Raw genomic sequence first — 26558 nt, forward strand, 5'->3', positions numbered from 1 at the left:
CCTTCGATGGTCAGGCGGCCCAGTGGCCGCGGCTGCGGTAGACGTCGCGCAGCACGCCGACGTGATCGGTCATGATGCCATCCACGCCACGATCCAGTAAGTCGTGCATCTGGGCGGGTTCGTCGATCGTCCAGACGTGCACCTGCAGACCGAGTCGGTGGCAGTAGTCGAGGAACCGGCGGTCCACCACCGGCACCCGCCCGTAGTGCGGCGGGACCTGCGCGGCTACCACCGACGGGGGCAACCGCAGTGGACGTCCGTGCAGGGAGGCGAGCCGCAGCCGGGCGACTCCGCGCATGCCGAGACTGGTCGCGATCCGCCCTTCGGTGAGCGCGCGCATCCGGGTCAGGCGGGCGTCGCTGAACGACGCCAGCAGAACCCGGTCGGCGGCGCCGGCCCGGGTCACGGTCGCGACCGTCGGTTCGACGCCGCCGTCGGCCTTCACGTCGATGTTGAAGCGGACCTGCGGCCAGGCCTCCAGCACCTCGTCGAGCCGGGGTACGACGGCAGCGCCGCCGACGCGTACCGAGGCGAGGTCGGCCCAGCTCAGATCAGCGATGCGCCCGGCCTCGCCGGTGACCCGCCGCAACGTCGGGTCATGGAAGATCACCGCCACGCCGTCCGCGGTGGCGTGCACGTCGGTCTCCACGTACCGGTAGCCGAGCCCGACGGCGCGGGCGAACGCCTCGGTGGTGTTCTCGTCGCCCTCGGCGGCGCCGCCACGGTGGGCGAACGCCAGCGGCGCGGGTGCGTCGAGGTAGCCGAATCGGGTCAACACGCGACGCAGTATGCCCGCCGCCGGTGGATCGTGGGTGACCTGCGGGCGACATTCGTCGTCCAGTGGCCCCCTCGACGCTCAGGCCAACCAGTCGCCACTCGCGAGTGGTCAGCGCCCCAGGAGCCGGAGCGTCTCGTCCCAGAGGCGGTCGGCGGCCTTCTCGTCGAGGGCGTACGGGAGCACGCCGCTTCTGCCGTCGGCGCGCTCGGCGATGATCGCCTCGTTGGCGTCCTCGAAGTAGCGGCCGGTCACGCCGTCGATCTCGGGGGACGCGGCCAGCAGGACCGAGGTGGCCGCGCCCTGCTGCGGGGTCTTCCAGCCCGGCGGCACCGAGAGGCGGTTGCCCTGCTCGTCGAGGGCGCCGACGAAGCGCAGCTGCGCGTCGTCGAGGTGTCGTTGCAGGTTGGTCATGATGCCGCCGGGGTGCAGGGCGTTGGCGGTGATGCCGTCGGCGGCCCATTTCCGGGCCAGGGCGACGGTGAACAGGATGTTGGCGGTCTTCGACTGGCCGTACGCGGACCACGCCTCATAGGGCCGAGCGGTGAAGTGGATGTCGTCGAAGACGACCGGCGACTGCTGGTGGGCCGATGAGCTGACGACGACGATCCGGGCGCCCCGCGCCGCGGTGAGCGCGTCGTGCAGACCCAGGGTCAGTTCGGCGTGGCCGAGGTGGTTGATCGCGAACTGTGTCTCCCAGCCTTCGACGGTCCGGGTCAGCTCCGGCAGGGCCATGACTCCGGCGTTGTTGACCAGAATGTGCAGCGGGCCTGTCCAGCTGGCCACGAAGGCGTCGATGGAGGCGCGGTGGGACAGGTCGAGGTGGTCGACCCGAACCTTGCCGGACGCCCCGCCCGCCGCGATGTCGGCGGCGGTCCGCTCACCGGCGGTGGTGTCGCGCACCGCCAACGTCACCTCGGCGCCGGCGGTGGCCAGGGCCCGCGCGGTTTCCAGGCCGATGCCGGAGGCGCCGCCGGTGACCACTGCCCGCCTGCCGGCGAGGTCGACGCCGGCGATCACCTCGATGGCGGTCGACTGGGCGGAGTAGGGGGTGATGATTCGTGACATTTCGGGTCTCCTGGGATGCAGGGTATCGGTACAGGTCCTCGGTGTACGACAGGGTCTGTCAGCGGTGGAGCAGCCGCAGCGCCCGGCGGATCCGGTCGCGGAACTCGTCCCTGGTCGCCGAGGTCGACTTCCAGGTCAGCGCGGCGGAGAAGAGCAGGTCCATCACGTCGTCCGCGGTTTGCTCCTCGCCGAGGAGGCCGGCCGGGGCGGCAGCGTCGAGGTGGGCACGCAGCGTCGCCTGCGCCCGCTCCTGGTAGTCGGAGAACATCGAGCCCAGCTGCGGCCCGCTGTTCTCCAGCAAGTCGCTGAGGTCGCGGGCCATCTGGGTGCCGATGTACGGGCCCATCAGCGCGTCCAGCCCGGCCACGATCTGCTCGTCGAAGCTGAGCGCCTGGTCGGCGAATCGGGCCTCCATGCCCCGCTGGGCGTGCTCCATGACGCCCTGCATGGTGGCGCGATAGAGCTGTTCCTTGTTCGGGAACGTCAGATACAGGCCGGGCCGGGAGATGCCGGCAGCCTTGGCGACCGCCTCCATCGACGTCTTCTGGAAGCCGTAGCGCCCGAACACCCCGACCGCCGCCGCGAGGACGGCGGAGCGCTTCGGGTCCGCGTCATCCATCTCCACGTTGCTCACGTTAGACACCTTAGACAGATTTCTGGAATCTGTCTAAGCTGTCAGCGATGCTTGTGACGGTGCACACGGCTTCGCGCCGCCACCCCCGGCCTCAGCGGGAGTGGCGGCGGTGCGCCCGGCTGAGGTCGGTCGGGCGGCCGGGGTCGATGTGCCGGGGCAGGTCGGGTTCGTCGGGGCGCAGTGGGGCGAGGGTGTCGGTGAGCGCGTCGATGATCCGGTCGGTGGCCCTGCGGGCGGCGCCGGGATGGGCGGCGGTCGTCTCGCCCAGGTCGACGGGCGCGCCGAAGTGCACCCGGATCACCGGGCGGCGCCACAGCGAGCGGGCGATGCCGCGCAGCATTCCCCGGGGCGCCTCGTAGGGCAGCACCTCGTGCGAGCCCCACTGGGCGATCGGGACGACCGGAGCGCCGCAGGCCAGAGCGAGTCGGGCGGCGCCGGTCTTGCCGCGTTCGGGCCACATGCCGGGGTCCAGGCCGATGCGTCCCTCGGGGTAGATGAGGATCACCGACCCCCGGCCGACGGCAGCGGCGGCATCGTCGAGTGCCCGGTGCACGGCGCTGGTGCCCCGGTCGACCCGGATGTGCCCGGCGTGGCGCATGGCGGCGCCGAACACCGGTACGCGGAACAGCCCGGCGGTCGCCATGATCCGGGGGGCGATGCCGCGGGCCTGGCAGGCGGCAGCCATCACCAGCGGGTCGAACGGGCTGATGTGGTTGGCGGCCAGCACCAACGGGCCGCGGCGCAGGTGCGCGGGAACGTCGCCGGTGACCTCGAGGCGGGCCAGCAGGCCGACCAGGCCCCGCATCAGTACGAGGGCGGTGCGCCAGATCAGCGGCGGCTGCCAGTGCGTGGTGTCCATCAGCGCGCCATCGTCGCACGTGGCGGCGGGGCCAGGAGGGCGGGTCCGGGGGACCGGGGTGATCAGAGTCATTCGTCCCGGGCCGGTTCGAGCCGCCCGACTTCTACGACGAGCAGTAGTATTTACTACGTCTCGTAGTACGGATGGCTGGGGGTTCGAGTGGACGCGTTGGACGTTGCCCGCTGGCAGTTCGGTGTCACCACCGTCTACCACTTTCTCTTCGTACCGCTGACCATCGGCCTGTCCGTGCTGGTGGCGATCCTGCAGACGATGTGGCACCGCACCGGCAACGAGCGCTACCTCAAGCTGACCAAGTTCTACGGCAAGCTCTTCCTGATCAACTTCGCCATGGGCGTGGTCACCGGCATCGTGCAGGAGTTCCAGTTCGGCATGAACTGGAGCGACTACTCCCGCTTCGTCGGCGACATCTTCGGCGCCCCGCTCGCCATCGAGGCGCTGGTCGCCTTCTTCCTCGAATCCACCTTCATCGGCCTGTGGATCTTCGGCTGGGACCGGCTGCCCAAGCGGGCGCACCTGGCCAGCATCTGGGCCGCCGCGATCGGCACCAACCTCAGCGCGTACTTCATCCTCGCCGCGAACTCGTTCATGCAGAACCCGGTCGGCTACCGGATCAACCCGGACAGCGGACGTGCCGAGCTGACCGACTTCCCGGCCGTGCTGACCAACAAGGTCGCCCTGATCACCTTCCCGCACACCCTGGCCGGCTCCTTCCTGGTCGCCGGGTCGCTGATCGTCGCCGTCGGGCTCTGGCACGTCATCCGCAACCGCGACTCCGCCGACACCGGCGCCTACCGCTTCGCCACGAAGTTCGGCTCCTGGGTGGTCCTGGTCGCCTCCGCCGCCGTGCTGTTCACCGGCGACATCCAGGGCAAGATCATGACGGACGTGCAGCCGATGAAGATGGCCGCCGCCGAGGGTCTCTACAGCACCGAGAGCCCCGCCTCGTTCTCCGTGCTCACCATCGGCAGCCTGGATGGCAGCCGCGAGGTGTTCGCGCTCAAGATCCCGTACCTGCTGTCGTACCTGGGCACCGGCGACCCGCACGGCACCGTACGCGGCATCGACGACCTGCAGGCCCAGTACGCCACCCAGTACGGGGCGGGCAGCTACACCCCGATCATCCCGGTCACCTACTGGAGCTTCCGCTTCATGATCACGTTCGGGTTGGCCGCTGGCGCGATCGCCCTGCTCGTGCTCTGGAGCCAGCGCAAGGGCCGCACCCCGAGCAGCAAGTGGCTGCTGCGCGCCGGGCTGGCCATGCCGGTGCTGCCGTTGCTGGCCAACTCCTTCGGCTGGATCTTCACCGAGATGGGCCGCCAGCCGTGGATCGTCTTCGGCGAGATGCTGACCCGCAACGGCGTGTCCCGCAGCGTCTCGCTGGCCGAGGTGCTCACCTCGTTCACCGCCTTCACGCTGATCTACGCCACCCTCGCCGTGATCGAGGTCAAGCTGCTGCTGCGCTACGCCAAGGCCGGCGTACCGGACGTCACCGAACATCCCCCCGCCGACGACACCGACGACGCCGAGCGCCCGCTCGCCTTCGCCTACTGATCCCGGAGCCCATCGTGGAACTGACCACCATCTGGTTTCTCCTCGTCGCCGTGCTGTTCACCGGGTACTTCATCCTGGAGGGCTTCGACTTCGGCGTCGGCATGCTGCTGCCCGTCCTCGGCCGCGACGACCGGGAACGCCGCGTCCTGATCAACACCATCGGCCCGGTCTGGGACGGCAACGAGGTCTGGCTGATCACCGCCGGCGGCGCCATGTTCGCCTCCTTCCCCGAGTGGTACGCCACCCTGTTCTCCGGCTTCTACCTGCCGCTGCTGCTGATCCTGCTGGCCCTGATCGCCCGCGGGGTGGCCTTCGAATACCGGCACAAGCGCCCCGAGGCGTCCTGGAAGCGCCGCTGGGACGCGGCGATCGTGATCGGTTCGCTGTTGCCGTCGGTCCTGTGGGGCATCGCCTTCGCCAACATCCTGCGCGGGGTGCCACTGAACGCCGAGCACGAGTACGTCGGCGGTCTGTTCAACCTGCTCAACCCGTACGCCCTGCTGGGCGGGGCGACCACCCTCGCCCTGTTCCTCACCCACGGCGCGGTGTTCATCGCCCTGAAGACCACCGGTGACATCCGCGAGCGCGCGGGCGCCCTCGCGGTGCGCCTCGGCGTCGGCGCCGCCGTGCTCGCGGTCGGGTTCCTGACCTGGACGTTGACCATCCGGTCCAGCGCGGCCGCCGTCGTGCTCGCCGTCGGCGCGGCCCTCGCCCTGCTCGGAGGGCTCGCCGCCGCCCGGGTACGCCGAGAGGGCTGGGCGTTCACCGGCACCGCCGTGGCGATCGGCCTGGCCGTGGCCACCCTGTTCGCGGCACTGTTCCCGAACGTGCTGCCCTCCACCCTGGACGCCGCCGGCACGCTGACGGCCACCAACGCCGCCTCCACCCCGTACACCCTCAAGATCATGACCTGGGTGGCGGTGATCTTCACTCCGGTCGTGCTGGGCTACCAGGGGTGGACGTACTGGGTGTTCCGCAAGCGCATCGGCGTGGCCAACATCCCGCAGCACTGAGCGTCGGGTGCGGGGTCGGTCGCGCCGGCCCCGCACCCGCCGCCCGCTCCGCCCGCGCCAGACGGACCGCCGGCCCAACCGCTCACCGGCTCGCCGGCTCGCCGGCAACGTGATCGACTCCATTTCGCCGACATGGCGGTATCCGCGGGCCGGGAAAGCGCAACGTCGGCGAAATGGAGTCGATCATGCCCCCGCGCTCCCGCTAGCCTGTGCCGATGCCCGATCCCGTACACGTTCGCGAACTCACCGCTGACGACCTCGACGCCGCCTGGGAGCTGGGCCGGTTCGCGTTCGGATCCGACCCGCAGCGCCCCGCGCACGCCTCGGCCGAGGTGCCCGGCCTGACCCGCTACGGCGCGTTCGACGACGCCGGTCGACTCGTCGGCAAGGCCGTCGACCTGCACCACGACCAGTGGTGGACCGGGCGCGCGGTGCCCGCCGCCGACGTCGCCGGGGTGGCGGTCGCCCCCGAGGCCCGTGGCCGGGGCGTGGCTCGGGCCATGCTCACCGCCCTGCTGCGCGGTGCCCACGAACGCGGCGCGGCGATCAGCGCGCTCTACCCGACCGTCGCCGCCCCCTACCGCGCCTGCGGGTGGGAGGCCGCCGGAGTGCTGCGGACCGTCGATCTGCGCACCGCCGCGCTGCCCCGACACCGACCCGCCGCGCATCTCAGCGTTCGCGCCGGCACTCCGGCCGACCTGCCCGCCGTCAGCGCCCTGTACGAGCGGGTCACCCGGCACCGCAACGGCATGCTCACCCGCCGGGGCGAGCTGTTCGACTCCTTCGCCGCCGACCGTGGCCTGCCCGGCGACGGGGTCACCCTCGTCGAGGCCGATGGCGACCTGGTCGGCTACGCCACCTGGCAGCGGGGCCGTGGCTACGGCGCCGATTCGGTGCTGACCGTCGACGAGGCGCTGGCCACCACCGCCGACGCCGCCCGGGAGCTCGTCGGGGTGCTCGGCAGTTGGGCAAGCGTCGCACCGACCCTGCGGTTCTGCCCGCTCGACGGGGACGCCGTGAGCACCCATCTGCCGCTGGAGTCGGCCCGCGAGCACGAGCGGGACCTGTGGATGCACCGGCCGGTCGACATCGCCCGGGCGGTGGGCGCACGCGGTTGGCCCGCCCACGCCAGCGGGACCGTCGACTTCGCCCTCGCCGATCCACTTGCCGAGTGGAACACCGGCACCTGGCGGTTGACCGTCGCCGACGGCGCCGCCGAGTTGAGCCGGATCAGCGGCGAGGCGGACCTGCGGCTGGACGTCCGCGGTTTCGCCCTGCTCTACGCCGGAGCGGCGCAGGCCCGGGCGGTCGCGCAGGCCGGGTTGCTGCACCACGCTGCCGGTGTCGACCCGAGCGCCCTCGACCTTCTGGGTGCCGGCGGGCCGGCGCAGTTGCTCGACTACTTCTGACGCGGCCCCGGTCAGGCACCGAATGCGGTGACTGCTGCCTGGCGACGAGTCCGGCCCCTACAACCCGTCAGGGCGCAGTCCCAGCCCGGTCGATCATGGCGCCAGTCGGTGACACTTCGGGAGGTGTGGTGCCAGTTCTGGCATCTTGCAGGCGCTTTGTCACCCACCACAACTCCATGATCGACGGGGTAGTGCGGCGCTCTGATCAAGCACGATCGTTCGCTGGTCAGGCCGGAAGGGCCGCCAGCTCGGCGTTCGCCCGTTGGGTGACCAGGGTGAGCACCTGGGCGGCAACGGTGGCCTCGTCGGTCGGGATGTCCCCGTACAGCCGGGTGGTGATGTCCGCGACGGCGGCCCCGACGCGGCGCTGTGTGGCGTGGCCGGCGTCGGTGAGCCGCACCTGCGGTTCGGCGGCGCCGTCGTCGATCCGCGCGAGGTCGGCGTCGACGAGCTGGGCGATCACCTCGTGCACGGTCTGCTCGTCGGTCTTGAGGGTGCTGGTGAGCCGGTGGACGAGCCGGGCCGGGGTGACAGCGCCGTCGGCGAGGACGTTGAGCGCGATCACCTGCCCGAAGATGAGCCCGAGGGGCGCGATGGCGCGGTCGAGCAGGGCCCGGGTGGCGTAGTGGGCCTGGCCGATGACCTGGCCGTTGAGCGTGGGAGCGGTGGACATGACGCCTCCTTCGGAACGTTGGCCGCGCCAACGTTGGTGCAGCCAACGTAACACAGATCGTGGGTCGCACCAACGATTACTGTTAGGGTGCTGCCATGGAGTTCACCGCCCCGCAGTCACCCGCCGGGCTCCGCACCACCCCGAGCTGGCTGCTCAACCAGGCCGCCGGTTACGCCGGCCGCCTCATCAGCGAGGGCTTCGCCGCGCATGACCTGCGCGGCTACCACTACCGGCTGCTCGCCTCGCTCGCCGAGGACGGGCCCGCCAGCCAGGCCGACCTCGGGCGTCGCTGCGGTATCGACCGTAGCGACGTGGTGGCGGCCATCAACGACCTGGCCGGCCGAGGCCTCGTGGTGCGCGCCTCCGACCCGGCCGACCGCCGCCGCAACGTCATCAGCAGCACCGAGGCTGGCGCCGACGCGGCCCGCCGGATGGGCGAGACCGTCGACCGTGTCCAGGACGACCTGCTCGCCCCCCTGTCCACCACCGAGCGTGAGCAGCTGACGCGACTGCTGACCCGGCTGCTGGAGCACCACAGCCGGCTTTGACCCGCCTCAGCGGGCCTCGCGCAGCTCCGCCAACCGGGCCTCGATCTCGGCCAGCTCCGCGCGCAGCTTCTCCGCCTGCTGCTCCGCCTCAGCCCGCTCGGTGCCGAGGATCTGCTCCACCGCCTCCTGCACGCCCGGCACGTCGACCAGCGCCACCATCTTCAACGCCTCGGCCGGCTTCACCACGTACGGCTTCGCGAGGGCCTTGCTGCCCTGCTGCGCGGCGACGGTCCACTCACCGTCGGCGTACGCCAATGTGACGGTGAGGCCCGCGGGGCCCTTCGGCTTGACGGCCTTGACCGCCCGCCGCGCCGGCGGCTTCTCCGTCTGCTGCTCCACCTTCGGCTCCTCCTGTCGCTGCGCGGGCACCCGCGGCGTGTCCAACACGAACTCCGGCGCGGGCACCGCCGGTGACTCCTGCGGCTCCGGCTCCGGTTTCGGCTCCGCCACCCGGCGACCGGCGCCCTTGGGCGCCACGGCCAGGTCGGCCGGGGAGAACGGCAACTCGTCGCGGCCGAAGCGCACCACCACGAACTCGTCGGACACCTCGGGGTCGGTCAGCTCGATCACCTGACCGACCTGACCGGCGATCTGCCCCGCCGACGCGGTGAACACCACCCGCGGTTTACGCCCGGCCGCCAACGCCTCCCGGATGCTCTGCACGTCGCTAGTGGACAAACCCTGGCCGGCATCCATCACAACCCTCTTCCGTACACCTGTTTGATTGCTGTCTTGATACCAGCCGGCTGCGACACCCGCCGCAGGGGGCTCGTGCCCCCTCAGCCGCCCAGCGCCCGCAGCGCCCGGTCCGCGTGGTCGTTCATGCTGACCTCGCTGTGGATCACCTCGATGACCCGCCGGTCCGTGCCGATCACGAAGGTCATCCGCTTCATGCTCAACGGCCCCAACGGCACCCGCCGCTTCACCCCGAGCTGCTGCGCCACCACACCGTCGGAGTCCGACAGCAGCGGGTAGTCGAAGCCGTGCAGCTTGGAGAACTCCGCCTGCTTCGCCACCGGGTCGCGGCTGATGCCCACCCGCGACGCGCCCAGCGCCGTGAACTCCGCGGCGAGGTCCCGGAAGTGGCAGCTCTCCGCCGTGCACCCCCGGGTCATCGCCGCCGGGTAGAAGAACAGCACCACCGGCCCTGTCGCCAGGAACTCGGACAGTCGCCGGGGCGTGCCCGTCTCATCCGGCAGCTCGAAATCCTCGACCACGTCGCCGACACCCACACCCGCCACCGCGCACCTCCGTTGTCCGATCGAACGCGCGGTGAGCGTAAGCGATCACACCCAGAGGTCCGTCACCTCGTCCACCACCGTCGCGGCCTGGGCCCGCCCGGCCCGCGCCGCGCCGGCCCGTCGGGCCGGGTCCAGCACGTTGCGGCCGATCGCCGTACGCGCCGTCGCGTCCGGAGTCACCACCGCCACCCGTGATCCGGCGGCCCGCAACCCGGCCACCTGCGCCGACAACCGGGGCATCGGCCCGAACGCCGCCGACGTCGGCGCGATCACCAGCACCCGCTGCGCGTGCGCCGCCAGGTCCGCGTTCACCGACGAGCGCATCCCCCCATCGACGTAGCGGCGCGTCCCGACCGTCACCGGCGGCCACACACCCGGCACCGCGCAGCTGGCCCCGACGGCGTCCACCAGGGACACCTCGCTGTCACGGTCGAACACCACGAACTCACCGGTGGCAGCGTCCACCGCCGTGATCAGCAGCCGCCGCGCCGGCCAGTCCCGGGCCGGCAGGCGGGCCTCGATCACCGCGCGTCGCGACGCCTCCGACGGGGTACGCGCCGCGACCGCCATCGCCCCGATACGGGCCCGTGAACGCACCGCGTCCCGGGTACGCCCACCGGCCCACACCAGCCGCGCCAGCGCCACGAAGCCCAGCCGTGCCGCCATCTCGCTCGACGGCGGGACCAACTGCTCCTCGTAGAACTGCTCGACGGGCAACCCGGAACACACCTGCGCGCCGACGACCGAACCCGCCGACGTGCCCACCACCAGGTCCGCCCCGGTGACCGGCACGCCCCGCTCGACCAGCCCCGCCAGCAGCCCCAACTCCCAGGCCACACCGGTCACCCCGCCACCACCGAGCACCAACGCCGTCTGCATGTGACTCTCCTCTCGACGACCGACCCGCGCCGGTCACGGTAGCGTCGGCGCGACCCGTACGCAGCCATCGTCGATTCCAGGGAGGGCGCTGTGGCACCCGTCACGATCATCACCGGCGGCGGTCGCGGCATCGGCGCGGCCACCGCCCGCCGTCTCGCCGGGGCCGGTCACCACATCGGCCTGTGCTACCGCCGCGACGATGCGGCCGCCGCTGCCGTCCTGGCCGACCTGCGCGCCGCCGGCGCGGAGGCCATCGCGGTACGCGCCGACACCACCGACCCCGACCAGGTGAGCGAGTTGTTCGACGCCGCCGCACAGCTCGGCCCGCTCACCGGCCTGGTCAACAACGCCGGCGTCACCAGCCCCATCGGGCCCTTCACCGAGCTGCGGGTCGACGACCTGCGCCGCGTCGTCGACGTGAACCTCGTCGGCTACGTGCTCTGCGCCCAGCAGGCCGCCCGCCGAATGACCGACGGCGGCGCCATCGTCAACGTCTCGTCGGCCGCCGCGACCCTCGGCAGCCCGGGGGAGTACGTGCACTACGCGGCGGTGAAGGCCGCCACCGACACCCTCACCGTGGGCCTGGCCAAGGAGCTTGCCCCGAAGGGCATCCGGGTCAACGCCGTCGCGCCGGGCATCGTGCGTACCGACATCCACGCCGACTCCGGCGTACCCGACCGCGCCGACTCAGCGGCCGGTCGCATCCCGCTGGGCCGTGCCGGCGAACCCGACGAGATCGCCGCGGCCATCGCCTGGCTGCTCGGCCCGGACGCCTCGTACGCCACCGGAACGGTGCTGCGGGTGTCCGGCGGTCTCTGACCACGCGTTCGCGGCCGGAGACCGCCGGACCCGGCTCAGTGCGTGAACAGCTTCGCCGCCGTGATGACGGTCTGCGCCACCCCGTAGCCGAGCAGCGCCGCCACCACCAACCAGGAGATCCACAACCGGGCCTGCTGCCCGTGTCGGCTGTCGTCGCTCATCGCGTGCCACTCCTCTGCACCGTCGCGTCCTCGTCCACGCTCTGATCCGCCGCCGCCGCCGGCTCGTGGTAGCGCTGCGGCACCGGCCGCACCAGCAGGTTCGCCACGAAGCCCACGGCCAGCACACCCACCATCGTGAACAGCGCCGGCCGGTAGGCCGCGGCCGTCAACGAGCCCGGCTCACCCTGCGCGTCGAGGAACCCGTTGACGATCAGCGGACCCGCGATCCCCGCCGCCGACCAGGCGGTCAGCAGCCGACCGTGGATCGCACCGACCTGGAACGTGCCGAACAGGTCCCGCAGGTACGCCGGCACCGTGGCGAAGCCACCGCCGTAGAACGACAGGATCACACAGGCCAACAGCACGAACAGCGCCGTCGCGGTCTGTCCGACCAGGGCCAGCAGCGCGTACAGCACCATGCCGACACCCAGGTACACCATGTAGATCGGCTTGCGGCCGATGACGTCCGAGGTGGACGACCAGACGAACCGGCCGGCCATGTTGAACAGCGACAGCAGACCCACGAAGCCGCCGGCCGCCGCGACGGTCACCGCCGAGGTGCCGTTGTCCCGGAAGAAGTCCTGGATCATCGGGCTGGCCTGTTCCAGGATGCCGATGCCGGCTGTCACGTTGCAGAACAGCACGACCCACAGCAGCCAGAACGAACGGGTCTTCACGGCGTTCGCGGCCGACACGTTCGCCGTCGTGACCAGCGGTTTCGCCGCCACGCTGGCGGGGTCGAAGCCGGCTGGCCGCCAGTCCTGCGCGGGCACCCGCACGTTGGCCACCCCGAACATCATGATCACGAAGTAGCCCAGGCCGAGCGTCACGAACAGCCACACCAGGGCGTTGCCCGACGCGGTCGAACCCGCGTTGGCCGGGTCGTATGCGGGGTCGTAGAACGACAGCAGTTGCCGGGACAGGGGAGAGGCGACCATTGCCCCACCGCCGAACCCCATGATCGCCAACCCGGTGGCCAGGCCCGGCCGGTCCGGGAACCACTTGATCAGGGTGGAGACGGGGGAGATGTAGCCGATTCCCAGACCGATGCCGCCGAGCAGGCCGTAGCCCAGATACAGCAGCCACAGTTGTGTCGTGGCGATGCCCAGCGAACCCACCAGGAAGCCCGCCGCCCAGAAACAGGCGGAGACGAACATCGCCTTGCGCGGTCCGTTCGCCTCCACCCAGGTCCCGGCGACCGCGGCGGACAGTCCCAGCATCACGATCGCGATGCTGAAGATGACCCCGATCGCGGTCTGGCTGGTGTCGAAGTGGGCGATCAGCGAGTTCTTGTAGACGCTGGTCGCGTAGACCTGGCCGATGCAGAGGTGGATGGCCAATGCCGCCGGGGGTATGAGCCACCGGCTGTAGCCGGGTGGCGCGATGGTGTGCCGACGATCGAGTGCGGAAAGCATGCGCTGCTTCCTCTCCAATGCGGACGAGAAACGTCCCGCACAACGTGCCCACACCACGGGCACGAGGCAAACCTCATCATCGCCGGACGGTCGCTGCGCTGAGCTGAGCGGTCACTCAGCCCCGACGGCGAGCCACCGGGCGGCCGGCCACACGAGGCGGAGATCGACTCCTGATCGGCGACATGGGGGTGTCCCTGGCGCGGGACACCCCCATGTCGGTGATCTGGAGTTGATCACCCGCTGAGCCCGCCGGCGCGGGCGCGTCGGTCAGGCCGCGACTGCCGCCTCGGCGACCTGCTCGGCGTCGGGCCGCAGTTGCGGGGTGGCCAGTGAGATGACCAGGTTGACGATCGCGAACACGGCGGCGATCAACAGCCCTCGGTGGAACCCGTCGACCAGCGCCTGCTGCTGGCTGGCCCCGTGCCCGAGCGCGTCGGTGACGTGGGTGATGGACAGCGTGGTGACGATGGCCAGCCCCAGCGCCCCGCCCACCTGGTAGACGGCTGTCACCACACCGGAGGCGGCGCCGGCCTCGTGGTGCTCGACGTCGGAGACCGCGGAGATCTGGGCGGGTACGCCCAGAGTGGTGATGCCCAGGCCGAACAGCAGCAGGCCGGGCAGCAGTTCGGTGGCGTAGGAGCCGGTGGCGCCGGCGCCACCGAGCAGCAGAAGGCCGATCACGCTGAGCAGCGCGCCGATGATCTGCAGGGTGCGGGTGCCGAGCCGGTGCACCAGTTGGGTGGCGAGGGCGGCGCCGGCGATGGCTGTCGCGCCCATCGGCAGGAACTGCAGGCCGGCGGTCAGGGGCGAGGCCCCGCGTACCTGCTGCAGGTACAGCGCGGTGAGGAAGAACATCGACAGGAACGCGGCGCCGTTGAGCGCCAGGGCCCCACTGGACACGCTCAGCGCCCGGGAGTTGAACAGCCGCAGCGGCACCAGCGGCGCGGCCGAGCGCGCCTCGACGCCGACGAAGACGACCAGCAGCGCCACACCACCGACGAGGGCGGTGAGCACCTGCGCCGAGCCCCAGCCCGCCGACTCGGCGCGGACCACGCCGAAGACGACCGCGAGCAGACCGGAGGTGCCGAGGACGGCGCCAAGCGCGTCGAAGGTCCGGGGTCCGGGTGGGGAGTGCCGCACGGCCGCCACGAAGGTCGGGACGATCGCCACCAGCGCGATCACGATGGGCACGTTGACGAAGAAGACCCACCGCCAGCTCAGCGCGTCGACGAGCAGGCCACCGGCCACCACGCCCAGCGTGCCACCGAGCCCGGCGAGGGCGCCCCAGATGCCCATCGCGATGTTGCGTTCCCGTCCGTGCGCGAACGTGACGGTGAGGATGGCCAGCGCCGCGGGGGAGAGCAACGCACCACCCAGACCCTGCACAGCGCGCGCGGCGATCAGCAGGCCCGGTGAGGTCGCCAGCCCGGCGAGCATGGACATCGCCCCGAACAGCACCAGCCCGACGATGAAGATCCGGCGGGAGCCGAGCAGGTCGGCGGCGCGCCCACCGAGCAGGAGGAAACCACCAAAGAGCAGGGTGTACGCGCTGATCACCCATTGCAGGTTGTCAGCGGTGAAGCTCAGGTCGGTCTGGATGTTGGGCAGAGCCACGTTCACGATCGTCACGTCGAGGATGACGATGAACTGCGCCAACGACAGCACCGCCAGGGTTGCCCAGGGACTACGTCGCATTGCCTACCTCATCGGGGAAGGGACGACGCCGTATACGCCGTACATCTACAACGTATACCTACAGGTGTACGTAGTAGACTGGCCACGTGGTCAGTATGAGCAAGGACACCCCGCGCCTCGACCCCGCCGCGATCGTCACCAGCGCCATGCGCATCGCCGACGCCGAGGGCCTCACCGCGATCACCATCCGCCGGCTGGCCCAGGAACACGGAGTCACTCCGATGGCGCTCTACCGGCACTTCCGGGACAAGGACGACCTGCTCGACGCACTCGCGGCACGCCTGCTCGCCGACATTCGCCTACCCGCGCCGACGACCGCGCCCTGGGACGAGCAGATACGCGCCGTCCTGGCCGCCTGCCTCGCCGTGCTACGCCCGCACCCGGCCGTCGCCGGCCTCGTCCCCGCCCGCATCCTGCTCTCCGAGCCGGGCCTGACGCTGGTGGAGCGCACCCTCGCCCTGCTCGACGAAGCGGGCTTCGCGCCGGACCAGGCCACCGAGATCGGCAGCCAGGCCCTCTGTTCCCTGGTGACCCTCGTCGCCACCGAACCCGGAGCCGCCACCGAGAACACCGACCCCGACACCCGCGACGACGTCATCCGCGCCAAGCGGGCGGCGCTGCGCGCACTGGCCCCGCAGCGCTACCCGCACATCCTCGCCGCGGCCGACGCCCTCACCCTCTGCGCCGACCGGGACAACTACTACGACCTGGGCATCGAATTCGCCGTCGCCGGCATCCGCGGCATCCGCCCGGCGACCCGTACCTCCGGATGACCTGACCCGGCCCCGGTGGCGGGCAACGCCGCTACCGCAGGTCCGGGGCGTGCCAGCTGCCGGCGAGCGCCTCGGCGTCCGCCGGACCCCAGGTGCCCTTGTCGTACGACTGCACCGCGGCCGGCAGATCCAGGATCGGCTCGACGATGCGCCACTCCTGCTCGATCGTCTCCTCGCGCGCGAAGCGCAGGTGCTGACCATCCATCGCGTCGTCGAGCAGCCGCTCGTACGCCTCCTGCCGGCGGCCGAGAGCCGCGCCGAAGTCGACGGAGAGGTCCACCGGACGGCTGGTCACCTCGGCGCCCGGGCTCTTCGCCTGGATCGACATCGTGATGCCGTCACCACGCCCGAGCCGGAACCGCAGCAGGTTCGCGGGCGCCACGGCACCACCCTCGGCGGGGATGAGGGAACGTTGTGGCTGCTTGAACTCGACCACGACCTCGGTCGCCGTCCCCGGCAGGGACTTGCCGGTCCGCAGATAGAAGGGCACGCCCGCCCAGCGGGGGGAGTCGACCGTCAACCGGGTGGCGACGAACGTCTCCGTGTTCGAGTCCGGCGTGACGCCCGGCTCGTCGCGGTAGCCCGCGTACTGCCCCCGGACGGTGGACTGCGGCGACAGTGGCGCGATCTGCCGCAGCACCGCGACCTCTGCGGCGTTGAACGCGTCGGTGTCGTCGGCGACGGGCGCCTCCATCGCGATGAGCGCGACGACCTGCAGGATGTGGTTCTGCAACACGTCCCGGGTGGCGCCCACCGTGTCGTAGAAGCCGGCACGGCCCTGCGTGCCGAAACCCTCGGCGAGGGTGACCTGGATGTTGTCGATGTGCTCGTTGTTCCACAGCGGCTCGAACAGCCGGTTGGCGAACCGGAAGGCGTAGAGGCCCTCGACGGCTTCCTTGCCGAGGTAGTGGTCGATGCGGAACACCCGCTGCGGGTCGAAGGCCGCGCGCAGCGTCCAGTCCAGCTCCCGGGAGGACTCCAGGTCGCGCCCGAACGGCTTCTCCACGATGACCCGGCCGCGGTCGGCCAGGCCGGCCGACGAGAGGCCCTCGACGACGGCGCCGAACACCGCCGGCGGGATCGCCAGGTAGAAGACCGGCCGCTCGGCGCCCCGCAGGCGCTCAGCCAACCGCTGGTAGGTGGCCGAGTCCGCGTAGTCGCCGGAGATCATCGAAAGGTTGTCCGCCAGCCGGTCGAAGGTCTCGTCGTCGACCTCGTCGTTGGCTTCGGTGACCGACTTGCGGGCCGTGGTGACGAGTTGCTGATCATCCCAGGGGGAGCGGGCCACGCCGATCACCGGGACGTCGAGGCGGCCGCGCCGGGTCAGCTCGTACAGCGCCGGGAACAGCTTCTTCGAGACGAGGTCCCCCGTGACGCCGAACAGCACTACCGCGTCTGAGCGCATGTCCATGGCACTTCCATTCGATCATCTGATCCTGATCTTCCGAACGGACAACGGCCCGGCCCGCTCCGAGAATTCCCCGCGAGCGGCGCGCGTGAGGTCGGCGACAGCGGCGACCCCAACGTTAAGGAAGGTTTACAGTGCGTGTGTGACGCGGGTAACGTACGGGCCTGATCGACACACGTCGATCATGACGAGGCCTGGAGGTGCCCATGCGTCGCCGACACACCGTCACGCGACTACTGGCCATGACCGTGCTCGGACTGCCACTCATCCTGCCCGCGACCCCAGCCACCGCCGCACCCACCGCACCGGCCCGACAACTGGCCGACGTCATCCCCGCACCGGTCGAGACCCGACCCGACGCCCGCGGCACCTTCCGGATCAGCCCCCTGACCGTCATCCGCACCACACCCGGCTCGGCCGCCTCCTGGCAGGTGGGCCGCCAACTCGCCGAGACCCTGCGCCCCGCCACCGGCTACCCCCTGCCCGTCCTCCCCGTCCACTCCACCCCGCTGCCCGAGATCGCCCTGCTCATCGGGGGAGCGGACGGCCGCGTCGGCCAGGAGGGCTACCAACTCGACGTCACCCGCCGCGGCGTGACCATCCGGGCCAACACCCCCGCCGGCCTGTTCGCCGGCACACAGACACTGCGCCAACTGCTCCCGGCCACGATCGAATCACCCCAACGGCAACGCACCACCTGGACGGTCCCCGGCGGCCGGATCGTCGACTACCCGCGCTTCGCGTACCGGGGCGCGATGCTCGACCTCGCACGGCACTTCCACACCGTCGACGAGATCACCGCCTACGTGGACCTGCTCAGCCAGTACAAAATCAACTACCTGCACCTGCACCTGAGCGACGACCAGGGCTGGCGCATCCAGATCGACTCCTGGCCCCGCCTCACCACCGTCGGCGGCGGACCAGGCACCGGAGTCGACGGTGTCGGCCCCGGATACCTCACCAAGGCCGACTACAAGGCCGTCGTCGCCTACGCCGCCGCCCGACACATCACCGTCGTCCCCGAGATCGACATGCCCGGACACACCAACGCCGCCCAGTCGACGTACCCCGAACTCAACTGCGACGGCGTCGCACCGGCCCCGCGCACCGACATGGCCGTCGGCTACAGCTCGCTGTGCATCAACGACGACCTCACCTACCGGTTCGTCGAGGACGTCATCCGTGAACTCGCCGCCATCACACCCGGCCCGTTCCTGCACATCGGCGGCGACGAAGCCCACGCCACCACCGACGAGGACTACCGCACCTTCATGCAGCGGGTCCTGCCCCTGGTCGCCAAGTACGGCAAACGCGCATCCGGCTGGAACGAGATCATGCAGGTCGACCCGCCCACCGACGCCGTCGCCCAGTTCTGGGGAACCGGCACCACCAACACCGACCTCGCCGAAGCCGCCGCCCGCGGCAACAAGGTCATCATGTCGCCGGCGAACAAGGCGTACCTGGACATGAAGTACGACCGCACCACCCGCCTCGGGCTGAGCTGGGCCGCCTACATCGAAGTCTCCGACGCGTACGGCTGGGACCCCGCCACCCGCGTCACAGGCGTCGGCGAGAACGCCATCCTCGGCGTCGAAGCCCCGCTGTGGTCCGAAACGCTGCGCTCCCTGGACGACATCGAGTACATGGCCTTCCCACGCCTACCCGCCATCGCCGAACTCGGCTGGTCCACCGCCGCCAGCCACGACTGGGAATCGTTCCGGACGCGACTGGGGGAGCAGGCACCCCGCTGGCGCCTGCAACAGGTCGACTTCTACCCGTCACCCCAGGTGCCGTGGCGCTGAGTCGTACCCCATCTGACGCCTTCGCGGGCACCGACCGGTGCCCGCGAAGGCTGGGAACCACTCACCGCCCGGCAATCAGGGCGGCGGCCCCGACCAGGACCCGCGGACCGGTCGGACCCGGCCGGGCAGAAGCGGTGATTGTCGCCGGCTCGCCGAGGACATCACCCATGTCGACGGACAACCGGCCGAAGCCGCTGCCGGACAGGCGGGCCGCCAGGCAAGCCGTGCTGTTCACATTGGCGATGTCCTCGGGCACCCCGATCGACGGCGCGAACATCCGCGCCACCACACCACCCGAGCGTGTGGGCGCCGAATAGACGTAGCAGCCGAGCAACCCCAACCGATCACACACCGCGCGGAGCCGATCCAGACGCGGGCCGAGCCCAACGACCGCGTCGGGCGTGCTGACCGGCACCAGGATCCGAGCCCGGCCCAGCGAGGCCACACACGCCCCGGCGAGCAGGTGACCCGGGGCGACACCGAGGGCGTCGACGACAGGCCCGATCTCGGCCGAGGTGGCATCGCGTACGACCACCGGACCCGGGTCGAACGCGGCATGGATCAGATCGCCAGCACGGACCGCCCGGCCGACGAACGTACGGCCCGACACCCGCAGCCTGAACTCCTGCTCCGCACCAGGTCGTTGCGCGGCGAGGAACGCCACGGCGGCCACCGTCCCGTGCCCACACGCGGGCAGCTCTCCCTCGGCGGCGAAGAACCGCAGGCCCACGGGCTCGTCAGCCGACGCCCGCCGCACGAACACGGCATGCGAGGCCCCCACCCGGCCCGGCACCTGCCCCCGATCGGCGTCGGTCATCACGTCGGCCAGGGTGGGGGAGCCGGATTCATCGACGACAGCCGTGGGGCTGCCGCCGCGCCCCTCCCGAAGACAAGCGCGGACGGTGGTGATCACAAACGAGTCAGCGGAAGCCGCCTCCGCCAGCCCGTCGTCACCGCGCCAACCCACCCGTGAGACGTTGTCGCTCGGTGCCATCGCCATCATCTCCACAGGGAGTCGACCATGAACCTTGCGTATGACCAATCAGCGGGGACCGGACCGGAGGTGGTGTGCCTGCCCATGTTCAGCATGACCCGCACCGCCACGGCCACCGCCTTCGGCCCAGCCTTCGCCGGTGCCGGCCTGCGGGAGACGTACCTGGACCTGCCCGGCCACGGGGACACCCCCGCCGACTGCCCACCCACGTCCCAGGCGATGCTGGACACCGTGTGCGCGTGGCTCGACCAGCACGTCGACACACCCGTCCTGCTCGCCGGTGCCTCCTACGGCGCCTACCTGGCCGCCGGCATCGCACGCCAACGACCCGACCTCGTCGGCGGCCTGCTCCTCGTCTGCCCGGGCATCACCATCGCCCGCGAAAGCCGGGACCTGCCCCAAGAGCCGCCGCTCGCCGCGCCCACGGGTTGGCTCGACGCCGCCCCCGCCGCACTGCACGCCCACCTCGACGCCGCCCTGGGTCATCGCAGCGCAGCCGTCGTCACGACGGTGCTCACGGCACTGAGCTCGGGCGGCCCCGGTGACGCGACGTTCCAGGAGAAGCTGCAGACCGGCCCCGACTACGCACTGCCCGACGAGAGCGACGACGTCGTCTTCGACGGCCCGGTCACCGTCGTCACCGGCCGACAGGACGGGATCGTCGGCTACGCCGATCAATTCCGCGCCATGCGCCGCTACCCCCGCGGCACCTTCACCGTGCTCGACGCCGCCGGCCACTACCTGCCGTACGAACAGCCCACGATGCTGCGAACGCTGACCCAGGACTGGCTGCACCGTACGCGCGGCTAGGAACTCCCCCGTCTGCGGCGGTGCCGCTACGAGACCACCCCGGAGGGGCCGGGCCCGGCCAGTCCGTGCAGCAGCAGGTCGGTGAGGGTGTCGAGGGTCCTGTCGTCGTCACCGGCCGGCAGATCGGTGGCCGGCATCGCGTAGTTGAGGGTGGCGAGCATCGCGCCCATGGCTGCCGCGACCAGCAGCGGGTCGCCGGGCAGCGGGTGGTCACGGTCACGCAGGTACTCCAGGTGTTCGCGCAACGTCGTGGTCTGGTCGCGCAGGTCGCGCCAGGCGCTGCCGGAGGCGGGATCTGCGGCGATCATCGACTGGAACAGCGCGACCGTGACCGGGCGGTGCTGACGCATCACCGTCCAGGCGATCGCGAGATGGTCGCGCAACTGCGCCCGGTCGGTCAGGTCGTGGTCCTTGGGGTGATCGCCGCTGGCCATGTGCTCGTCAGCGGAGGCCTCCATCTCGGCCAGCAGCGCCTGCAGAAGCTCCTCCTTGCTGGCGAAGTGCTCGTAGAACGAGCCGGTGGCACGCCCCGCGGCGCCCGTGATGTCGGTGATCTTGGTGTTGAGGTAGCCGCGCTCGGTGAACAGCCGCCGAGCCGCGTCCAGCAGCGCGGTGCGCGTCTGGGCGGCCTTGACCTTGCGCGTGGCCGTCTCGGGCGTGGTTCCTCGGGGCATCTGCGTCCTTCCGCGTCAAGGGGTTGACGGGCCCATCCTAACGAACGTACCTTCACCGAAGACTGGTTCAGTGAATTAAAGTTCAGGGGAGCGGGGACATGAGAGCGATAGTCGTCGGCGGCGGCATCGCCGGAGCCACGGCCGCACTCGCGCTGCGGCACATCGGCATCGACGTGACCATCTACGAGGCGTACGAGGAACCGGCCGGCGACATCGGCTCGTTCGTCAGCCTCGCCAGCAACGGGCTACGCAGCCTGGACACACTCGGCTGCCTGGCCCAGGTCCAGGACACCGGCGTCGACATCCCACGGCAGCGGATGTGGTCGGCCGGCGGCCACCTGCTGGCCGACGTGCCACGCGGCCGGCGCAGCACCGAAACACTGCACAGCGTCACGCTCCTACGCGGACGGCTCGTCGCGGCGCTGCGCCAGGCCGCCACCGACGCCGGGGCGCGGATCGTGACCGGACGCGAACTCGTCGGCGTCACCGAGACACCGGAGGGTGTGACCGCCGAGTTCGCCGATGGCGAGCGGGCCACCGCCGACCTGCTCGTGGCCGCCGACGGCATCTGGTCGACGGTGCGCCGGCTGCTCGACGCGGCCGCGCCCCGCCCGGAGTACGCCGGCCTCTACGCGGTCTCGGGCGTCGCCACGATGGACGGCGTCGAGCCCGGGGTGTTCAACCTGACCTTCGCCCGCAACGGCGCCTTCATCCACCTGGGCGCCGGCGACGGCGAGGTGTGGTGGCAGGCGCAGATCGCCGAACCGACCCAGCCGGACCGCACCGGCATCAGCGAGGCACAGTGGCTGAGCCGCACGGCCGAGCTCTACCAGCACGAGGCGGTGCCATCCGCGGTCATCGCGGCGACCACCCGGCTGCACCCGACCGTGCTCTTCCACGCGGTCGACCCGGTGCCCACCTGGCACAGCGACCGCGTCGTCCTGATCGGCGACGCCGCCCACCCGGTCGGCGCCGGCCAGGGCGCCTCCATGGCGATCGAGGACGCGCTCGTCCTGGCCGCGGCCCTGCAGGCCGAGCCGACCCTCTCAGCGGCACTGACGGCGTACGACGCCGAGCGCCGCCCGCGCATCGTCAAGCTTCTCGACACCGCCGAGGACAACCGCGGGGCCAAGAAGGCCGGGCCGGTCAAGCGACGCATGCAGGCGCTGGTGATGCGCATGTTCGTGCCGCTGTTCTACGAGAAGGCCACCGCCTGGCTCTACGACTACGAGCCCGGCACGCTCGGCACGCGGTAGCCCCTGCCGATGTCCTCGGTCGGCTGCCCTTACGCGGTCGGAATTCGCCTGCGTTGCCGGTACGCGGCCGCCTTCGCCCGGTCTCCACAGCCGCGCATGCCGCACCAGCGCCGCCGCGCGCCCCGCGACCGATCGACGAACGCTCGGGTGCAGTGCTCGTCGGCGCACCAGCGCAGGGCGAGACGATCGTCGCTGGCGTGCAGTTCCAGACAGTCACGTGCGAGGACCGCGAGGACGGCGTCCAGGTCGCCGTTGCGGTGCATCCCGTCGACCTCCAGGCGCAACGCGGGCAGCGGCCCTGCCGCCGCCTCATTGACCAGCTCAAGGTCTGCCGCGGCCGCGTCAGCACCGTCGATCAGAGCTTGGACCAGGCGGAACATCGCCTCTCGGAGCGCCTTCGCGTGTCGTAGACCCGCATCGTCCACAGGAGGCGGTTGGTCGACGATGCCGGCCTGGACGGCCCAGTTCGCGAAATCTTTCGGGGCGGTCAGCTGCTCGACGTCAGTGTGACCGCGCTCGGCGAGCGTGGGAAGGAAGTCCAGTACCGGCCGATCGGCGGTGAACTCGAACCTCACGTCACCATATTGACCGGTGACGCGGGGCGATGCAAGAGTGGCTCGATGGCATCACCGGTTGAACAGGTGACGAGAGTGGATCCCGGTACCCGCCGCAGCGGCGGTCGGCTGGCCCACTATCTGGCCGCGGCACTACTGGCACGCACCGCTGACGAAGGCGCACGTGTCGCGCTGCTGATCTTCGCCCTGGAACGGACGGGCAGCGCCGCCGTCGGCGGGACGTTGGTCGCGACCCTGCTCATCCCGCATGTCGTTGCCGCGCCCCTGGTTGGCGCGCTGGTCGACCGGTCGCGACGCCCGGCAGCGGTCCTCGCCGGCGCGATTGCCGTCTTCGGTGGCGCCCTCGCGGCCCCGGTCGCCCTGCTCGGTCCCGCGCCGCTGTGGCAGACCTGTCTCGTCCTCGCGTTGGCGGGGTGCGGCGGGCCGGCGGTGACCGGCGGGCTGACCAGCCGGTTGGCGCCGCTGGCGGAACCCGGGCAGGAAGCTCGCGTCTTCGCACTGGACTCGTTGACCTACAGCGTCGCCGGCATGGTCGGGCCGGCGACCGTCGGGCTGGTGGCGGCGGTCGCCAGCCCGAGTACCGCCATTCTCACGCTGGCGGTCGCCGCCGGGCTCGGCGCACTCGGCGTCGCATCCCTGCGCCTGGTCGCCTCCGACACCGCGGCGGAGCCGACACGAGCGACCGACCTGTTCCACGGCGTCCGCGCGATCGTCCGGGTTCCGGCCCTGCGAACGATCACCCTCGCCACCAGCTTCGGCCAACTGGGCCTCGGCGGTCTCGCTGTCGTCGCCACCACCCTGGCCGCCGCCGCGCACGAACCCACACAGGCCGGCCTGCTCCTCAGCGTCACCGCCGCAGGCGCGTTCGTGGGCGCACTGCTCTGGACCTGGCGGCCGCTGCCGGCGTCCCGTGCGCCAGGCGTGACCGTCTGGGCCATGGTCGCGACAGGCGTACCTCTCGCGCTGGCCGCCGCGACGCACTCCCTGCCGCTGACCGCGGCGTTGTTCGCGCTGTCGGGGCTCTGCACCGGGCCGTTCGCCGCAGCACTGTTCCTGGCCCGCAACCAACTCGCCGCCGAGGCGATCCGTACGCAGGTGTTCACCATCGGCGCCGGGCTGAAGGTAGCGGCCTCCGCGATCGGCGCCGGCCTCCTCGGCCTCGCCGCCCACCTGCCGGCGAGCGCCCAACTGCTGCTGGTCGCCGGCTTTCCGATCCTCGCGGGGGTGGCGGGCGGCGTACTGCTGCGCCGTCAGCGGCCGGGGGAGAGGGCACGTATCGATGCTTGCTGAGTTTCTTTCACAAGCGTAGGAAGAACACCACCACCACCCACCGTCGGCCCCTGCATCGATCCGCCGTCCAGCGTCGAAGGAGATGCGTGTGACCACCTCCAGAGGGCTCCGCCTCGCCGTGTCCGTGCTGGTGACTGTGAGCACGGTCCTGCTCGGCACGGCAGCCGCCGCGGCACCGCCAGCGACTCCCGAACCGGCCGGGCGCCGGTCCTGCGACCCGATCGACCCGACCGCCTGCCTGCTGCCGTTCCCGAATGACTACTTCACCGTGCCGGACCGCACCAGCCCCACCGGCAAACGGGTACGGTTCGCGGCCACCGCGATGCCCGCGAACGTGCAGGGAGCCCCGATCGACCCGACCGAATGGAACCGACAGGACGGTTTCAGTCCCGGCTCGCCGATCCTGGTGCGCGTACCCGGCCTCGACGCCACGGCGACCGGGATCGCGCCGGTCACCGACATCGGCCGCTCGCTGGCGCCCGACGCGCCGATCGTCCTGCTCAACACCCGCACCGGCAAACGCACCCCGTACTGGGCCGAACTGGACGCGCACGCCGCAGGCCAGCCCGACCGGCAACTGCTGATCATCCGGCCGGCGGTGGCACTGGCCGAAGGCACCCGCTACGTCGTCGGCCTGCGCGGCCTACGGAACGGCACCGGAGCGTCGATACCCGCGCCGAAGGCGTTCACGGCGTACGTGACCGGCGCCGGCCTCGCCCATCGGGACGCTCGCGTGCCGCAGATGAGGCGCATCCTCGCCGATCTGACCCGGACCGGCGTCCAGCGGCACAACCTCTACCTGGCCTGGGACTTCACCGTGGCCAGCCGGCAGAGTCTGACCGGGCGGATGCTGGCGGTCCGGGACGACGCGTTCGCCGACCTCGGCCGCGCCGCGCCGCCGATCACCGTCACCCAGGTGACCAACTATCCACCGGAGCAGGAGCCACTGATCGCCCGGCAGGTGACCGGCACCATCGGCGTACCGTCCTATCTGACCGGCGACGGCGGGCCCGGCTCCCGACTGCACTACGGGCCGACCGGCGGCGCCGGCACACCGCCAACGCCGAACGCCCTGCCCACCCCGTCCGGCGCGACGGTCGCGGCGGACTTCGTCTGCAACATCCCGCGCAGTGCCTCCGCCGGTAGACCCGCACACCTCTCGCTCTACGGCCACGGGCTGCTCGGCAAGCCGACCGAAATCAACGCCGGCAACGTCAGGACAATGTCGAACACCCACAACTTCACCTTCTGCGCGACAAGCTGGATCGGCATGGCCGCCGCCGACGTCCCCTACGTGGCGGGCGCCTTCACCGACCTCAGTGCCTTCCCCGCGGTGGCGGACCGGCTGCAGCAGAGCTTCCTGAACTTCCTCTTCCTGGGCCGCGCGATGATCCACCCGAACGGATTCGCCGCCCACCCGGCGTTCCGGGACGCCACGGCACGACCGCTGATCAACCGAGTCGGCGGGCTGCACTACGACGGCAACAGCCAGGGCGGCATCAACGGAGGCGCGCTCACCGCCATCGCCCAGGACTGGACCCGCTCGGTGCTCGGCGTACCGGCGATGAACTACTCCACGCTGCTGCAACGCAGCGTCGACTTCGCCCCGTTCCAGACCGTGCTGGACGGCTACTACCCGGACAAGGTCGACCAACAGCTGATCCTCGCGCTGCTGCAGATGTTGTGGGACCGGTCCGAGGCCAACGGTTACGCCCAGCACATGACCGACCGGCCGCTACCGCGCACCCCGGCGCACCAGGTGCTGATGCACGTGGCCTTCGCCGACCAGCAGGTCTCACCCGCCGCGGCGGAGGTGCAGGCGCGCACCATCGGCGCCCGCCTGCATACCCCCGCGCTCGCCGACGGCTGGTCACTGGACGTGCGGCCGTACTGGGGCATCGCGCCGATCCGCAGTTACCCGTACACCGGCTCGGCGATCGTGATCTGGAACAGCGGCGCGGCCCAGGCGCCACCGCCGACCAACCTCGCTCCGGCCGGACCGGAGTACGGGGAGGATCCGCACGAGTTCCCGCGCGCCCAGGCCGGTGCCCAGAAACAGAAGGCGGTCTTCCTGCTCACCGGCAGGGTCATCGACGTCTGCGCGCGGACGCCCTGTCCCATGACGCCGTAGGCGAACGCGCCGGCAAGGCCCCTCGGGATCACCGTCCCGGCGGGCCTTAATCCTGATTCGATAATGCACATTATGTCAAGTAGC

General features: G+C 71.1%; 26 protein-coding genes. 11 read left to right on the forward strand and 15 right to left on the reverse strand.

Features of this window, described 5'->3' with window-relative positions; translation table 11 throughout:
- Positions 1 to 10 precede the first annotated feature (10 nt).
- The 4 genes from HNR20_RS30840 to HNR20_RS30855 form a co-directional block, all read right to left on the reverse strand.
- Positions 11 to 778, reverse strand: coding sequence for a glycerophosphodiester phosphodiesterase family protein (locus tag HNR20_RS30840; protein WP_184187270.1), 768 nt, complete (start codon positions 776 to 778; stop codon positions 11 to 13).
- A 108-nt stretch (positions 779 to 886) separates the two neighbouring features.
- Positions 887 to 1843: an SDR family NAD(P)-dependent oxidoreductase gene (locus HNR20_RS30845; RefSeq protein ID WP_184187273.1), complete on the reverse strand. Its 957-nt coding sequence runs from the start codon at positions 1841 to 1843 to the stop codon at positions 887 to 889.
- A 58-nt stretch (positions 1844 to 1901) separates the two neighbouring features.
- On the reverse strand, positions 1902 to 2477 hold the full coding sequence (locus HNR20_RS30850; RefSeq protein ID WP_184187276.1) for a TetR/AcrR family transcriptional regulator: 576 nt from the start codon (positions 2475 to 2477) through the stop codon (positions 1902 to 1904).
- Between the two features lie 91 nt (positions 2478 to 2568).
- Positions 2569 to 3336: a lysophospholipid acyltransferase family protein gene (locus HNR20_RS30855; RefSeq protein WP_184187279.1), complete on the reverse strand. Its 768-nt coding sequence runs from the start codon at positions 3334 to 3336 to the stop codon at positions 2569 to 2571.
- 159 nt (positions 3337 to 3495) lie between these two features.
- Between HNR20_RS30855 and HNR20_RS30860 the strand changes: the two genes are divergently transcribed.
- The 3 genes from HNR20_RS30860 to HNR20_RS30870 all read left to right on the forward strand — a co-directional run bounded on the left by HNR20_RS30860 (position 3496) and on the right by HNR20_RS30870 (position 7330).
- On the forward strand, positions 3496 to 4908 hold the full coding sequence (locus tag HNR20_RS30860) for a cytochrome ubiquinol oxidase subunit I (protein ID WP_184187282.1): 1413 nt from the start codon (positions 3496 to 3498) through the stop codon (positions 4906 to 4908).
- A 14-nt stretch (positions 4909 to 4922) separates the two neighbouring features.
- Positions 4923 to 5921 (forward strand): cytochrome d ubiquinol oxidase subunit II, encoded by a 999-nt coding sequence (gene cydB, locus HNR20_RS30865; protein WP_184187285.1) that lies wholly within the window; start codon positions 4923 to 4925, stop codon positions 5919 to 5921.
- Positions 5922 to 6136: 215 nt separating this feature from the next.
- A complete protein-coding gene (locus HNR20_RS30870; protein ID WP_184187288.1) occupies positions 6137 to 7330 on the forward strand; it encodes a GNAT family N-acetyltransferase in 1194 nt (397 codons plus the stop codon).
- 226 nt (positions 7331 to 7556) lie between these two features.
- Here the strand turns inward: HNR20_RS30870 and HNR20_RS30875 are convergent, their stop codons facing one another.
- Entirely contained in the window at positions 7557 to 8003 is a 447-nt protein-coding gene (locus HNR20_RS30875; protein ID WP_184187290.1) for a winged helix DNA-binding protein, read from the reverse strand.
- A 95-nt stretch (positions 8004 to 8098) separates the two neighbouring features.
- Here HNR20_RS30875 and HNR20_RS30880 point away from each other — a divergent pair, with 95 nt between their 5' ends.
- On the forward strand, positions 8099 to 8551 hold the full coding sequence (locus tag HNR20_RS30880; protein ID WP_184187293.1) for a MarR family winged helix-turn-helix transcriptional regulator: 453 nt from the start codon (positions 8099 to 8101) through the stop codon (positions 8549 to 8551).
- 6 nt (positions 8552 to 8557) lie between these two features.
- Here HNR20_RS30880 and HNR20_RS30885 read toward each other — a convergent pair whose 3' ends face one another.
- The 3 genes from HNR20_RS30885 to HNR20_RS30895 form a co-directional block, all read right to left on the reverse strand.
- On the reverse strand, positions 8558 to 9247 hold the full coding sequence (locus HNR20_RS30885; protein ID WP_184187295.1) for a hypothetical protein: 690 nt from the start codon (positions 9245 to 9247) through the stop codon (positions 8558 to 8560).
- A gap of 83 nt (positions 9248 to 9330) precedes the next feature.
- Positions 9331 to 9792, reverse strand: coding sequence for a peroxiredoxin (locus HNR20_RS30890; RefSeq protein WP_308425488.1), 462 nt, complete (start codon positions 9790 to 9792; stop codon positions 9331 to 9333).
- A 45-nt stretch (positions 9793 to 9837) separates the two neighbouring features.
- Positions 9838 to 10671 carry a patatin-like phospholipase family protein gene (locus HNR20_RS30895; RefSeq protein WP_184187298.1) on the reverse strand — a complete coding sequence of 278 codons (834 nt, stop codon included), beginning with the start codon at positions 10669 to 10671 and terminating at the stop codon, positions 9838 to 9840.
- Positions 10672 to 10761: 90 nt separating this feature from the next.
- Here HNR20_RS30895 and HNR20_RS30900 point away from each other — a divergent pair, with 90 nt between their 5' ends.
- Positions 10762 to 11490: an SDR family oxidoreductase gene (locus HNR20_RS30900; protein ID WP_184187301.1), complete on the forward strand. Its 729-nt coding sequence runs from the start codon at positions 10762 to 10764 to the stop codon at positions 11488 to 11490.
- A gap of 35 nt (positions 11491 to 11525) precedes the next feature.
- Here the strand turns inward: HNR20_RS30900 and HNR20_RS32545 are convergent, their stop codons facing one another.
- The 3 genes from HNR20_RS32545 to HNR20_RS30910 form a co-directional block, all read right to left on the reverse strand.
- Positions 11526 to 11651 (reverse strand): MFS transporter small subunit, encoded by a 126-nt coding sequence (locus tag HNR20_RS32545; RefSeq protein ID WP_260321921.1) that lies wholly within the window; start codon positions 11649 to 11651, stop codon positions 11526 to 11528.
- Entirely contained in the window at positions 11648 to 13066 is a 1419-nt protein-coding gene (locus HNR20_RS30905) for an OFA family MFS transporter (RefSeq protein ID WP_184187304.1), read from the reverse strand. Before HNR20_RS30905 ends, HNR20_RS32545 begins: the two co-directional genes overlap by 4 nt.
- Positions 13067 to 13333: 267 nt before the next feature.
- Complete coding sequence (locus HNR20_RS30910; protein ID WP_184187307.1) at positions 13334 to 14761, reverse strand: DHA2 family efflux MFS transporter permease subunit; 1428 nt, start codon at positions 14759 to 14761, stop codon at positions 13334 to 13336.
- A gap of 95 nt (positions 14762 to 14856) precedes the next feature.
- Here HNR20_RS30910 and HNR20_RS30915 point away from each other — a divergent pair, with 95 nt between their 5' ends.
- Positions 14857 to 15534, forward strand: a complete 678-nt coding sequence (locus tag HNR20_RS30915) for a TetR/AcrR family transcriptional regulator (RefSeq protein WP_184189326.1) — start codon at positions 14857 to 14859, stop codon at positions 15532 to 15534.
- Between the two features lie 31 nt (positions 15535 to 15565).
- Here HNR20_RS30915 and zwf read toward each other — a convergent pair whose 3' ends face one another.
- Positions 15566 to 16945: a glucose-6-phosphate dehydrogenase gene (gene zwf, locus HNR20_RS30920; protein WP_184187310.1), complete on the reverse strand. Its 1380-nt coding sequence runs from the start codon at positions 16943 to 16945 to the stop codon at positions 15566 to 15568.
- A gap of 203 nt (positions 16946 to 17148) precedes the next feature.
- On the opposite strand from zwf, the gene HNR20_RS30925 reads away from it, so the two are divergent.
- Positions 17149 to 18744 (forward strand): beta-N-acetylhexosaminidase, encoded by a 1596-nt coding sequence (locus HNR20_RS30925; protein ID WP_221309978.1) that lies wholly within the window; start codon positions 17149 to 17151, stop codon positions 18742 to 18744.
- Positions 18745 to 18805: 61 nt separating this feature from the next.
- Here the strand turns inward: HNR20_RS30925 and HNR20_RS30930 are convergent, their stop codons facing one another.
- Positions 18806 to 19738, reverse strand: coding sequence for a PhzF family protein (locus tag HNR20_RS30930; RefSeq protein WP_184187312.1), 933 nt, complete (start codon positions 19736 to 19738; stop codon positions 18806 to 18808).
- 27 nt (positions 19739 to 19765) lie between these two features.
- On the opposite strand from HNR20_RS30930, the gene HNR20_RS30935 reads away from it, so the two are divergent.
- Entirely contained in the window at positions 19766 to 20548 is a 783-nt protein-coding gene (locus HNR20_RS30935) for an alpha/beta fold hydrolase (RefSeq protein WP_184187315.1), read from the forward strand.
- Between the two features lie 26 nt (positions 20549 to 20574).
- Here the strand turns inward: HNR20_RS30935 and HNR20_RS30940 are convergent, their stop codons facing one another.
- Positions 20575 to 21222 (reverse strand): TetR/AcrR family transcriptional regulator, encoded by a 648-nt coding sequence (locus HNR20_RS30940; RefSeq protein ID WP_184187319.1) that lies wholly within the window; start codon positions 21220 to 21222, stop codon positions 20575 to 20577.
- Positions 21223 to 21320: 98 nt separating this feature from the next.
- On the opposite strand from HNR20_RS30940, the gene HNR20_RS30945 reads away from it, so the two are divergent.
- Positions 21321 to 22478: an FAD-dependent oxidoreductase gene (locus HNR20_RS30945; protein WP_184187322.1), complete on the forward strand. Its 1158-nt coding sequence runs from the start codon at positions 21321 to 21323 to the stop codon at positions 22476 to 22478.
- Between the two features lie 29 nt (positions 22479 to 22507).
- Here HNR20_RS30945 and HNR20_RS30950 read toward each other — a convergent pair whose 3' ends face one another.
- Positions 22508 to 23053, reverse strand: coding sequence for a CGNR zinc finger domain-containing protein (locus tag HNR20_RS30950; RefSeq protein WP_184187325.1), 546 nt, complete (start codon positions 23051 to 23053; stop codon positions 22508 to 22510).
- A gap of 75 nt (positions 23054 to 23128) precedes the next feature.
- On the opposite strand from HNR20_RS30950, the gene HNR20_RS30955 reads away from it, so the two are divergent.
- Positions 23129 to 24343 (forward strand): MFS transporter, encoded by a 1215-nt coding sequence (locus HNR20_RS30955; protein WP_184187328.1) that lies wholly within the window; start codon positions 23129 to 23131, stop codon positions 24341 to 24343.
- An 88-nt stretch (positions 24344 to 24431) separates the two neighbouring features.
- Complete coding sequence (locus HNR20_RS30960) at positions 24432 to 26474, forward strand: hypothetical protein (protein ID WP_184187331.1); 2043 nt, start codon at positions 24432 to 24434, stop codon at positions 26472 to 26474.
- Positions 26475 to 26558 lie beyond the last annotated feature (84 nt).

Source organism: Micromonospora parathelypteridis (assembly GCF_014201145.1).
Lineage (GTDB): Bacteria > Actinomycetota > Actinomycetes > Mycobacteriales > Micromonosporaceae > Micromonospora > Micromonospora parathelypteridis.